A 12,211-nucleotide genomic window follows, 5' to 3' on the forward strand; every position below is an offset into this window, starting at 1 on the left:
TGTTCGCGATTAGGTGGCGAGGAAGACGTTCTTGGTCTCGGTGAACGCCAGCGCGGCGTCGGGCCCGAGTTCGCGGCCGAGGCCGGACTGTTTGAATCCGCCGAACGGCGTCCAATACCGCACGGAGGAATGCGAATTCACCGACAGGTTGCCCGCCTCGACCCCGCGGGAGACCCGCAGCGCCCGGCCGACGTCGTTGGTCCAGATGGAGCCGGACAGCCCGTACTCGGTGTCGTTGGCGATCCGGATGGCATCGGCCTCGTCCTCGAACGGCACCACCGCTACCACCGGGCCGAACACCTCCTCGGTGAGCACCCGGTCGGTGGGCGAGTCCGGCAGCACCACCGTTGGCGGATACCAGAATCCGGGGCCGTCGGGTTGCGTGCCGGTGAACGCCACCTTGGTCGACGGCTCGACGAACCCGGCCACCCGCTCGCGGTGCGCGGCCGAGATCAGCGGTCCCATCTCGGTGGCTTCCGCCGCCGGGTCGCCGACCACCACGCCGCGCACGGCGGGTTCCAGTAGCTCGAGGAATCGATCGAAGACGGTGCGCTGCACCAGAATCCGGGAGCGGGCGCAGCAGTCCTGGCCCGCGTTGTCGAACACGCCGTACGGTGCGGTGGCGGCCGCCCGGTCCAGATCCGCGTCGGCGAACACGATATTCGCGCTCTTGCCGCCCAATTCGAGCGTCACCCGCTTCACCTGCTGCGCGCAGCCGGCCATGATCTGGGTGCCGACCTCGGTCGAGCCGGTGAACACCACCTTGCGCACCGCGGGGTGGGTGACGAACCGCTGCCCCACGATCGAGCCTTTACCGGGCAGCACCTGGAAAACATCCGCGGGCAGGCCGGCTTCGAGGGCCAGCTCCCCCAGCCGAATCGCGGTCAGCGGCGTGAGTTCGGCCGGCTTGAGCACGACCGTGTTACCGGCCGCCAGCGCGGGCGCGAAACCCCAGCCCGCGATCGGCATCGGAAAGTTCCACGGCACGATCACCCCGACCACGCCGAGCGGTTCATGGAAGGTGATGTCGACCCCGCCCGCCACCGGAATCTGCTGGCCGAGCAGCCTTTCCGGAATGCCGGCCGCATAGTGCAGCACGTCGCGGACGTTGCCCGCCTCCCAGCGCGCGTTGCCGATGGTGTGCCCGGAGTTGGCGACCTCCAGTTGCGCGAGTTGCTCCAGGTTCGCGTCCACGGCCTCGGCGAAGCGGCGCAGCAGCCGGGCCCGGTCGCCGGGGGCCACCTCGCGCCAGGAGACCGCGGCGCGCCGGGCCCGGTCGATCGCGGCGTCGGTCTCGGCCGCGCCGACCAGTTCGACCGTCGTCACCACCTGTTCGGTCGCCGGGTTGACCACCTGCGCTGTCGTCACGAGTTCCGCTCCCTTCGATAGTCTTCGGCCGCGGCGACCAGTGCCCCGATCAGCCTGCGGTCGACCGCATCCACCTCCGGATGCCATTGCACGCCGACCAGAAACGGGCCGTCCGGCGTCTCCACCGCCTCGATGGTGCCGTCGGACGCGTGCGCGCTGATCACCAGGCCCGGCGCCAGCCGGTCGATCGCTTGATGATGGTGACAGTTGGCCTTCACGTGCGCCCCGGCGATCGCGGCGACCCGGCTGCCCGCCACCGGCACTACGTCGGTGACGGTGAATCCGCCGGTCGTGCCCGAATGCTCGGCGTGCCCGACCACCTCGGGCAGATGTTGCACCAGCGTGCCGCCCAGCGCGACGTTCACCACCTGCATGCCCCGGCACACCGCGAGGACCGGCAGTTCGGCCGCGCGCACCAGCGCGAACAACCCGAACTCCGACTCGTCGCGGTCCGGCCTGGTGTAGGTATCCGGATGCGGCTGCGCGCCGTAGCGGTCCGGAGTCACGTCGGCGCCGCCGGTGAGCACCAACCCGTCCAGTCGCGCCACCAGTTCCGCGCGGGCCACCCCGCCGGGCGGCAGCAGCACCGGAATGCCGCCCGCCTCGACGACCATCTGCACATAGCTGTACTGCAACACCGCGCTGTCGACGTCCCAGGAACCGAATCGGGCGCGCTCGACATAGGTCGGCAGCCCGATCACCGGCCGTGGCCGCACCCCGGGTGCGGCCACGGCCGGCGCGGTGTCAGAGTCGTTCGAAGCCACGAATTCGCTCCCAGTCGGTGACGGCGGCGTCGAAGGCGTCCAACTCGACCTGCGCCGCGTTGCGGTAGTGCTCCACTACATCATCACCGAACGCGGTCCGCGCCACCTTGCTGTCCCCGAACAGCTGCGCCGCCTCGCGTAGCGTGCGCGGCACGCGCGGGCGCTCCGAGCGATAGGCGTTGCCCTGGAACTCCGGCTCCAGCGGCAGCCGATGCTCGATACCGTGCAGTCCGGCCGCGATGGCGGCGGCCACGGCGAGGTAGGGGTTCACGTCGCCGCCGGGCACCCGGTTCTCCAGCCGCAGTGACGGCCCGTGCCCCACCACCCGCAACGCGCAGGTCCGGTTGTCGCGCCCCCAGGCGACCGCGGTCGGCGCGAAGCTGCCCGAGACGAATCGCTTGTAGGAGTTGATGTTCGGCGCGAGCAGGTAGGTGAACTCGCGCAGGCAGTCCAGCTGGCCCGCGACGAAGTGGCGCATCAGCGGCGACCAGCCGCCGGGTTCGTCGCCCGCCAGCACGGCCGCATCGGACTCACCACGCAGGCTGATATGGATATGGCACGAGTTGCCTTCGCGCTCATTGTATTTGGCCATGAAGGTGAGACTGCGCCCCTCCTGGGCCGCGATCTCCTTCGCGCCGGTCTTGTAGATGCTGTGGTTGTCGCAGGTGGTCAGCGCGTCGTCGTAGCGGAAGGTGATCTCGTGCTGGCCCGGGTTGCACTCCCCCTTGGCCGACTCGCAATACATTCCCGCGCCGTCCATTTCGGTGCGGATACGCCGCAGCAGCGGCTCCAGCCGGGCGGTGCCGAGCATCGAATAGTCGACGTTGTACTGGTTGGCCGGGCGCAGCTCCCGATAGCCGGCCGACCACGCGGCCTCGTAACTGTCGTCGAACACCAGGAATTCGAGTTCGGTGCCGACGAACGCGCGCAGTCCGTGCTCAGCCAGGCGAGCGAGCTGAGCGCGCAACACCTGTCGCGGCGAGACGGTCACCGGCTTACCGGCGGGCTCCACCTGCTCGACGTCGCACAGCACCAGCGCGGTACCCGGCCACCACGGCACCAGCCGCAAGGTGTTCAGGTCCGGCCGCAGCACGAAATCCCCGTATCCGGTGTCCCAGGACGACATCGCGTACCCCGCCACCGTCGTCATGTCCACGTCGACGGCGAGCAGGTAGTTGCACGCCTCGGTCGCGTGCTCCACCACCTCGTCCAGGAAATACCTTGCCGCACAACGTTTTCCCTGTAACCGACCCTGCATGTCGGTCATCGCGACCAGCACCGTATCGATGCGCCCGGCCTCGACCTGCTCCCGCAACTGCGTCAGACTCAACATCCCACTACGCATCAACAGCCCCTCTCGGCACCAACCGTGCTCACGCTAGAGCAAACTCGGCAGTTTCGTGATCGGACACACAAACCTGCCGCGCGCTTCGCGGCCTGAGTACGGTGCCGGTGAAACCGAGCACGACGTCAGCGGACGCAGGACGGGATCGAGACGCCGGGCAGCACCTCGAGCGTGGGGACGAACGGCGGTCGATCCACCGACCGCGCCACCGGGCACAGCCGCACGACCCGCGGCCCGGGACCGCTGCGATTGCCGCTGTTGTCGAAGACGACCGGGCCGCCCGCACCGGGCACCGCGGTATCCGGCGCGGAGAACCCGCTGATCGTCGCGTTCACCTGGCTGCGCTGCACCGGCATGGTGGCGGGCAGTTCGCGCAGCGCGGTGTCGATGGTGGTCACCGCGTCGTAGGCGTTGACCGCCCAGCCGTCGCCGATGTGCTCGGGATCGAAACCCGCGTCCCGGAAGTGCTGTTCGAACACGGCCCAGTTGGGGTTGTCCGGTTGCGGCGCGTCCGCGCCCGCCACCAGGGTGAACAGCAGCCGCACCCGGCCGTCGGCGAAACTGGGCGAGGACAGGGCCTTGGTGCGCAGATCCTCGAGCGACCGGTCGGCCTCCTCGGTGCGCAGCCGGTTGCCGTCCGAGGTGCTGAGCACCGTCACCGAGGTCGCGGCGCACTGGCCGTTCGTGTAGGCCTCGTCGAGGCTGTACAGCAGCCTGCCCAGATCGCGACCACGGGCGATGTAGGCGATCGTCACATCCTTCGGGGTCGAGCAGACCCGCTTGGCGGTCTGCGGCACGGTGCTCGGTTCGCTGGTGTCGAACTTGACCTCCAGCACATTGCCGCCGTACTGGCGCTGGAAGAACGGCAGGGTGGTGCAGGTGTACGGGTCCGAACCGCCGATCGGCACCATGATGAAGTCCGGCCGGACCGGCGAGACCGCACCGAGCGCCTGCACCTGCACGGCGACCCGGAACGCCACGCGATAGAAGTAGTCCCGCGCGATGCCGCGCGGATAGGTGATGTCCCGATCGCAGCTGTCGAACTCGGGATTGTCGGCGCGCGAACCGTCCTGATCGAAACCCTCGGCGGTCACCACGTCGGAGACCATCGGGATCTTCGCCGCGGCAAGCACATCCGCGACCTCGGCGGTGGTCTGGTCGCTGAGGCCGATGCCCGCCACGGCGACCACGTCGGACCGGTCCGCGAGGGCACGCGCGACCGCGAGCGGGTCGCCGTCGCCGGCGTAGTCGCCGAGCTGACCCACGACCAGTCGCATGGGGTGCAGGCAACCGGTGCCGTTGGCCCGGCGCTGCCCGGCCGCCATACCCTCCAACTCGTGGACCGCCCTGCTGCCCGCCAGCTCGTCGGTCATCGTGAGCAGCACCCCGACGGTCGCCGGGGTACCCGGGCACTCCTTGTCCGCGGCGCGATTCTGCCGATCGATCACCGCCAGCACCGGCGCGAACGCATCGAGCTCGAAAGCGTAAGGGCCCTCGGACAATCCGACGCAGTGCCGGCCCGCCTGCCAGGCCGCGCCGTCCGGCGTCCAGCCCGCGTTGCAGGTGAACGCGTGCTGCAACCCTACCCGGAAGGCGAACCCGGCACCGCAGAGCACGAGCAGCGCGGCGACGAGCCCCAGTCGCACCCAGTCCGTCCACGGGCGCGGAAACGGCCGCTCCGGTCTCGGAAAGATGCCTAGCCGATATCGCGATGCCACGAAAGGTCTCCTTCTGCCGCGCAGGTCATTCGAATTGGTCGGCGAGCCTGCGATAGCGATTGGCGCGCAACAGGAACGGGCCGTCCGCCGGAACGTGCTCGGCCAATTGCTCGTAGCTGTGCGCGATTCGGCGGCACAGCTCCGCCTTCAGCTCCAGCGGGGTGCCGATATCGGACTCGAACGCGGGCACCAGCGCGATCAGGACCCCGATATGCGCGCCCGGGGTGCGGGCGCGGGCGGAGCTGTCCACGAGCGGCCCGTCCCGTCGTACCGGATCGGGCAGTTCGACGACGGCGTCGAACAACGTCAGCCACTCCGGCGCGGACAGCTCCGGCAGCAGCGTGGTGAGTTCGTCCACCACCGCCCCGCGGCCGTTCAGCAGGCGGGCGTGCGCCAGCCGGCCCCCTCGATCCCCGGCGGCGACGTGCTCGAGCAGCGTGCCGAGTACGCGTTCGACACCGGGGCCCTCTTCCGGGCGGGTGCGGGCCACCAGCGCACGGAGCCCGAGCAGGCGCAGCAGCGGCGGGAGCCGCTCCGGGCCGCCCGGTGTCGTGGCCGTCCACAACGAGCGGGACTTGAACAGGATGGAATCGTGCTCGACGCCGGGCGGCAGCAGACCGACCAGGGTGAGCGCCTCCGCTTTGTGCCGCGCGGCCGAAACCGTGATCAACGCGGCGGCCAGCTCGCGACGGACCAGTTTGCGCACGCTCAGGCCACGGCCGAAGATCCGCAGCAGGTACTGCTCGACGGTGACGCCGGGCTCCGGGCCCGGACTGCGCAACAGGCCGTCGAGATTCGTCAGGTGCTGCGGCTCCTCCTTGATCAGCCGCAGTACGAGCGCCGTCGCCGCGGGGTGACCTCGGGTGAGCCGGTAGACCGTGTGGCCGATGTTCTCCGACTGGTACAGGTCGACGTCCTTGGCCATCAGCCGGACATCGTGCTCGCTCAGCTCGGGCAACCGCACCCGCGCCCAGCGCGGCCCGACCAGCACCTGGGACGCCGCGTCGAGCGGCTCCGACCACACCGCGGGGGCGGGCACCAGGCCGGCCAGTTCGTCGACCAGGACACCGGAGCTCGCGGCCACGATCGTCAGCGGGTCCGGCAGCTCGGCGCCGGTGGCGGCGATCGAACGCCGCACGCGCAGCACAGAACTGAGAAACGGGGTGGCGGCCTGCGCGTCGGCGTCGTCGATCAGCACGAAGACGTTCGAGGTGCGCCGCTTGACCTTGGCAACGCTGAGCCGCAGGTCGGCGAGCAACGCGCCGACCAGCACGTCGTCCACGTCGCGGCGGACCCGAGGATCGAGGCTTCTGGCGTTGTTGCTCAGCCCGATCAGCGCGCGCTCGGCGTCGAGCCGCAGGTCCAGATCCTGATGACCGAACCACGCGGCCTTCGGTCCCCAGGTGACCCGGCCGAGCAGCCGGCCGCCCAGCAACCGGCCCACCACCGCGTCGGAGACCGTATTGGCCACGGCGGGCGCGATCACGTCGACGCCGGGCACCTTGATATTGGCGGCCAGCGAACCGGCCAGGTTGATCATGTTCTGGACGAAGCCGACCAGTGCGGCACGGCGTTGATACCGGTTGAGCAGCAACCGCAGCCGGGTCAACTGCTCGTCCGGGGGCAGCTCGCCGAAGTTCTCGGCGATGACGATCTGCGCGATCACCAACCGGGGGAACGCGACCGCGTAGCCGGGAATGTCGACGCTGAGGCCGAGCATGACGGCGGCCAGCACGGTGCGCACCGGATTGTTCAGATCGAACGGTTGCTCCAGCGGCCGGACCAGCACCGAGGGCGTATGCCCCTGCCATTTGGCCAGCGCCTTGCCCAACACGGCGCTACGGCCGGAACCGCCACATCCCTCCAGCACCAGCACAGGTTTCGGCGGTGCCGCCACCTCACCGGCGGATACCTCGACCAATCGGTCGATCAATTCGAGTAAATCGGTGCGCCCCACAAACACCAAGCATCGCCTCCCACGGCTTGGCTGCCACCATAACAATCGGCCACCGGCGCAACAACCGTATTCAGCTCTTGGACAACGGAATTAGGGGATAAAAGCAAACCGGAAGCAGGTACTGATTCCGAACGAACCGACCGGCTCCTATTCGCGGGCCGCCCGGATCGGCCGCGCGAACAGCATGCGCCCGAGCAAGCGGGCGAAATCCAGGTGCCCGGTGAGCGCCCGCCGCGACAACACCAACGACCAGGAGGTCTCGGTGCCCGCCGCGGGCACCGCGCGCCGCGCGAGCCGGTCGCCGAGCCAGTCGAGCATGACCGGCACAGCCGAGAACTGCAGCAGCAGATGGGTGCTCAGCCTGTCGCGCAGGTACCGGACGTGCGCACCGGCCGCGGTGTAGCGGGCGACCAGCGCGTCGACCTCGGCGACGGCGATGACCTCGTCGTACACGCCCTGCACCACGAGCAGCGGCATGGCGGGCGCCCGCGCGCCGGGTTCGATGTCGGCGAGCACCGCGCGCAGCGCCGGTGCGGCCAGCAGCGTCGCGAGACCACCGCGGCAGTGCTTGCCGATATCGCGGCGGGCGAAGCGGTACAGCAGCGGGAACGTCGCGGTGGTCTCGGTCGCCGCGAGCCAGGCCAGGTACCGCGCGTCCAGCTGGGCACGCAGCAGACGATCGAGTTCCGGGTAGGCGCGCCGCAGTCCCGCGGTGAAGACCGCGGCGAAGCCGGCGAACAGTCCGCCGTTGAGCCGCACGAAGGCCTTGGCCGGGTCGCCGACCGGCGAGGCCGCCACCGCACCCACCAGCGTCAGCTCCGGCGCGTACTCCGCCGCCGATTCAGCGGCCCACGCCGTGGCCAGGCCACCGCCCGAATACCCCCACAGCGCGATGGGCGTGCTCGACGTCAGGCCGAGCGGCGCGAAAGCCAGCGCGGCTCGAATGCCGTCGAGCGCACGGTATCCGGGCTCGCGCGCCACCCCGAAGCGGCCCGCCGTGCCGCCGTGATCGGGCACCGACACGGCCCAGCCGCGGGTCAGCGCGGCGGCGATGAGCGGCAACTCCAATTGCGGGATCGAGCCGGCCGCGCGGGCCCCGCGCCGCAACGCGTAGGAGGGCAGGCATTTCGAGGCGACGGCGTCGATCGCGCACTGGAACGACACCAGCGGCCGCGCCGCGGCCGGGTCGGCGCCCCAAGGCAACAGCACTGTGGTGACCGCCACCTCGGGGACGCCGTGCAGATCGCAGGTCCGATAGAGCAGCTGCCAGGCCGGAATACGCTGCCGGACAAGGCCGAACAGCGCGAGTTCGACCGCCCTGGCGCGCACCACCGCACCGGGCGGCAGCGGATCCAGTGCCGGCGGCGGCGCGTAGAACGGATCGACCTCGGGCAGCAGCGGAAAGTCGGTGCGCGACGCGACGACCGGACCGGTCAGGCCGCGCACGGGATCGGCACTCATGGGCTCTGCTTCCTCTCGATCGGCTCGTCGCGCCATCGGTGCCGCGCCCTGTCCTGCGGCCAACCCAACCACGGCGCGACGCGGAAATGAATTGGTGCGGAAAACAATTCGCGCTGCCCGCTTTTCTCCGCCGCGGGTAGTGACAGCGCGGTCAGAAACTGCCCCCGCCGCCGATCAGCCAAGGATTGAAGGTGCATTCGAGATTCGGCGAGGCGACCGGATCGAGCGCGCGTAGCACGATCGAGGCCGCGCGCGGGGAGTACATGAGCGTGAGGTGATCGGACATGTCCTGCTCGCAGCCGTCCTGCAACGTGATGTTGTGCACCGTGGCGTCGACGCCCGCCCGCAGGAAGGTCCAGTCGTACGGATTCATCACCTGGTCGAAACGCGAACCGACCGAGGTGTATTCGACGCCGGGAACGGTGTCGCCCATGGCGTTCAACGTGGCATAGAACGGAGAACCCACGGCCTGTTGGATGTTGGCGAAGCCGACCAGGGGCTCGTAGAAGCCGAGGATGTCCACGCCGAGGTTGTTGATCATCCGGCCCAGCGTGGCGAGGCCGAGCAGCGAGGTGCCGTGGTGGGTGGCGCCGAAACTGACCAGCTTGCGCACCTTCGGCGCACCGCCCTCGAACTTGAGGTATTGGTCGGCCACCGTGCCGCCCTGCGAATGCGCGACGATGTCCACCGTTTCCGCGCCCGTGGCCGCCTGCACCCGGTCGACGAATCGGCTCAGCTGCCGCGCGGAATCCTCCATCCGGCCGACTCCGTACCGACCGGGCAGCACCGGCCCGAGACCACCACCCGCCAGCAGGCCGGAGCGACCGAAATTGAAGGCGAACACGCAATATCCGGCGCGGGCCAGGCGCGGCGCGAGGTAGGCGAAGCTGTCGTAGGCATTGAGCCAGGTGCCGTGCAGCAGCACCACCGGCCGCGGGTGTGCGGCGCTCGGCTGACAATCCCAGCGGTTCGCGCCCGGCGGTGCGGCATCCGGATGAGTCAACCCGTAGGCGAAAGCGCTTAGGTAGGAGGACATTTCCGGCCCCTCGCCGAACACGTCCGACGCGTGACTGAGCCCTGCGCTGCTTCCGGTGTCCAGGACGGCTCGCGGCTGCCTGCCGTCCGCCGCCGGTGCCAGCCCGGCGTCGATCGCCGCCACGAGAGCCGATCCGGCCGGGTCACCGCCCGGATCACCGCTCGCCGCACCGGAACCGAGCAGCGTGGCGACGGTCAAACCCGCGGTGAGGGCGGCGCCGAACAGGGCGCGCAGGGCGCTGTGCGTCATTGCAAGCATGTCAATTCACATTCCCATCAAACGATTTCGCGCTCCGTACGCGAATCGGCGACACCACTGTGATGCGGGTCATATCGGAGACGTGATCGAATCTATGGCGGTGGCCGCCGCGATGTCACTGCACGCCGGCGAGAACAATCGGACGGCGAAATTGTTGCGCGCACCAAAGTTTCGCCCGATGTGCCGGTTGTCTTGCCGCACAAACCTGTCGTTGGAAACAATCGGCACATGTCCGCCATCCTTTCGCCGCCGACCGATCGCGCCCCGCTGGTGACCCGGCTGCTCACTCGCTGGCCGCAGATCTCCGAGCGCATGCTGGCCGCCGGACTCGGCACCACCGCGCCCACGGCGGATCTGCCGGAAGGACATTTCACCGCCGAGGTGCTGCCCGCGATCTACGCGTGCGGCCGAGCCGTCCTGCAGGCCATCGGCGAACAGCGGGAGTTCACCAGAGCCGAGGTGGCGGCGTTCGTCGCGCCGGTCGCCCAGCGGCACGCGGAAGACCGTATTCCGTTGTCGCTGTTGATCGAAGCGATGCACGGCTCCGCCCAGTCGGTGCTGCACGAGGCGGCGGCCATGGCGGGCGCCGCCGAACTGGCCGAGTTGGTCGTCGTCGGCAGCAGGCTGCTCGAACTGCTGATGCACATCAACATCACCGTCGTCGAGACCTACGCCGAGGTCGAACAATCCATCTATCACACCGAGCGCGAGGCTCGCCGCGCCCTGTGCGCGGCACTGCTCGGCGGGCTACCCGCCGAAGAACTAGCCGCGCGCGCCGATACCGCGCTCGCGGAGCGATACACGGTGCTGGCCATCCACATCCGCCACGAAGAACACCCCGGCGCGGTCGCCGGGCTCATCAGCAGGCGGCGGATCAGAATTCTGCAGCGCACCCTGGACGCGCTCGCGGGCACCACGGCACTGGCCACCTTCGACGGCTCGACCGGCATCGCCCTGTTACCCACCGGCACCGAGCACGATCCCGCCGAACAGCCCTACGAACAGCTCGCGGCAGAACTCGCCGGGCACTTCGGCGTCGCGGTGTTCGTCACCGAATATCGTTGCGTCGCCAGGGAATCGGTACCGCAGATCGCGCGCGAAGCCACCGAACTCGCCGAATTGGCCCGCCTGCTCGGGCGACCGGCCGGCTGCTATCGCCTCGATGATCTGCTACTGGAATATCAACTCACCCGCCCCGGCCCGGCCCGGGATCGATTGGCCGAGCGGATCACGCCGATCCTGGACAGTCCCCACCTCATCGAAGCCCTCGACGCGCATCTGCGGCACGGCACCGACCGCAAGACCGCGGCGGCGGGCATCCACATCCACCCCAATACCTTCAGTTACCGCCTGCGCCGCGTCGCCGACCTCACCGGCATCGATCCCGGCGACCCCGACGGATCGCGACTGCTCGCCGCGGCGGCGCTGATCCATCGCCTGTTCCCGGCGGCCGACGCGAACGCCGCGACGCCGCCGGGACAGCACCTCGCCTAGATGACGTGCCAGGCCTGCAGCAGGTAGGTGATGTTGGCGGCAATGGACGTGACTACGTTCGCCAGATTCAACGCGGACGAACCCAGATCGATAAGCGGCACCGAAATTCCTCCATCAGATGGGACTGCGAAATCCCCTTCAATGTAGTGATCGACGGTGGCGTACGCGCTGCTCGAGCGGTGCTGGACCGTCCGGCACGCACGCGGTCATCCCATGAAAAGGCATGCCCGGACGGCGGTTTCGGCACACCTGGCGGGCAATGGCCATGCGGCCGCTGTGAGGGAGTTCACCGCGGTTCTCGTCACAGTGGCCACAGCAGGCCCATTCCGGAGATATCGGTCGCGTCCCGCCGCTGCGGCAACTGATCCTTGATTTCCGCAGATGCGGAAATATACTGCCCTCTGTGTCGAATTTGCGGATCAGCGAGGTGGCGGTGCTGGCGGGTGTCAGCGACGACACCGTGCGCCGGTGGATCGATCAGGGCAAGCTGACCGCGATTCAGCTCGGCAACGGGCGCAAGGGCGTCCGCGGCCGGGAGCTGGCCGAGTTCCTCCAGGCCACCGCCGAGACGCCGGAACCGGGTGTCACCGTCGCCGCCTCCGCGCGCAACCGCCTGCGCGGCATCGTGACCCGGGTGGTCAAGGACACCGTGATGGCGCAGGTCGAAATGCAGGCGGGTCCGTTCCGGCTGGTCTCGCTGCTGAGCCGCGAATCCGTCGACGAGCTCGGGCTCGAGGTCGGCAGCGTCGCGGTGGCCTCGGTCAAATCGACGCACGTCGTAGTGGAGATCCCGGAAAGTTGATGAGGTCC

General features: G+C 69.3%; 9 protein-coding genes. 2 read left to right on the plus strand and 7 right to left on the minus strand.

Annotation, left to right across the window (positions count from 1 at the left end; translation table 11 throughout):
- Positions 1-9: 9 nt before the first annotated feature.
- The 7 genes from O3I_RS32740 to O3I_RS32770 form a co-directional block, all read right to left on the minus strand.
- Positions 10-1,368, minus strand: a complete 1,359-nt coding sequence (locus O3I_RS32740) for an aldehyde dehydrogenase family protein (RefSeq protein ID WP_014987316.1) — start codon at positions 1,366-1,368, stop codon at positions 10-12.
- Positions 1,365-2,132: a gamma-glutamyl-gamma-aminobutyrate hydrolase family protein gene (locus O3I_RS32745; protein WP_014987317.1), complete on the minus strand. Its 768-nt coding sequence runs from the start codon at positions 2,130-2,132 to the stop codon at positions 1,365-1,367. The genes O3I_RS32740 and O3I_RS32745 overlap by 4 nt, the downstream gene beginning before the upstream one ends.
- Complete coding sequence (locus O3I_RS32750; protein ID WP_081594196.1) at positions 2,113-3,477, minus strand: glutamine synthetase family protein; 1,365 nt, start codon at positions 3,475-3,477, stop codon at positions 2,113-2,115. The genes O3I_RS32745 and O3I_RS32750 overlap by 20 nt, the downstream gene beginning before the upstream one ends.
- Positions 3,478-3,602: 125 nt before the next feature.
- Complete coding sequence (locus O3I_RS32755; protein WP_041563013.1) at positions 3,603-5,195, minus strand: ABC transporter substrate-binding protein; 1,593 nt, start codon at positions 5,193-5,195, stop codon at positions 3,603-3,605.
- A gap of 25 nt (positions 5,196-5,220) precedes the next feature.
- Positions 5,221-7,161: a hypothetical protein gene (locus O3I_RS32760; RefSeq protein WP_141692128.1), complete on the minus strand. Its 1,941-nt coding sequence runs from the start codon at positions 7,159-7,161 to the stop codon at positions 5,221-5,223.
- Between the two features lie 138 nt (positions 7,162-7,299).
- Positions 7,300-8,613 carry a lipase family protein gene (locus tag O3I_RS32765; protein ID WP_014987321.1) on the minus strand — a complete coding sequence of 438 codons (1,314 nt, stop codon included), beginning with the start codon at positions 8,611-8,613 and terminating at the stop codon, positions 7,300-7,302.
- A gap of 151 nt (positions 8,614-8,764) precedes the next feature.
- The gene (locus tag O3I_RS32770; RefSeq protein WP_014987322.1) at positions 8,765-9,898 is read right to left on the minus strand and encodes an esterase/lipase family protein; all 1,134 of its coding nucleotides are present in this window, start codon (positions 9,896-9,898) and stop codon (positions 8,765-8,767) included.
- Positions 9,899-10,135: 237 nt separating this feature from the next.
- Here O3I_RS32770 and O3I_RS32775 point away from each other — a divergent pair, with 237 nt between their 5' ends.
- On the plus strand, positions 10,136-11,401 hold the full coding sequence (locus O3I_RS32775; protein ID WP_014987323.1) for a PucR family transcriptional regulator: 1,266 nt from the start codon (positions 10,136-10,138) through the stop codon (positions 11,399-11,401).
- Positions 11,402-11,804: 403 nt separating this feature from the next.
- Positions 11,805-12,203 (plus strand): TOBE domain-containing protein, encoded by a 399-nt coding sequence (locus O3I_RS32780; RefSeq protein WP_014987324.1) that lies wholly within the window; start codon positions 11,805-11,807, stop codon positions 12,201-12,203.
- Positions 12,204-12,211 lie beyond the last annotated feature (8 nt).

The sequence above is a fragment of the Nocardia brasiliensis ATCC 700358 genome, assembly GCF_000250675.2.
In the GTDB taxonomy this organism is placed as follows: Bacteria; Actinomycetota; Actinomycetes; order Mycobacteriales; family Mycobacteriaceae; genus Nocardia; species Nocardia brasiliensis_B.

Coding starts and splice junctions, on each gene's coding strand:
- O3I_RS32770 (WP_014987322.1), bottom strand. CDS start 9,898: ATGACGCACAGCGCCCTGCGCGCCCTGTTCGGCGCCGCCCTCACCGCG.
- O3I_RS32750 (WP_081594196.1), bottom strand. CDS start 3,477: ATGCGTAGTGGGATGTTGAGTCTGACGCAGTTGCGGGAGCAGGTCGAG.
- O3I_RS32775 (WP_014987323.1), top strand. CDS start 10,136: ATGTCCGCCATCCTTTCGCCGCCGACCGATCGCGCCCCGCTGGTGACC.
- O3I_RS32765 (WP_014987321.1), bottom strand. CDS start 8,613: ATGAGTGCCGATCCCGTGCGCGGCCTGACCGGTCCGGTCGTCGCGTCG.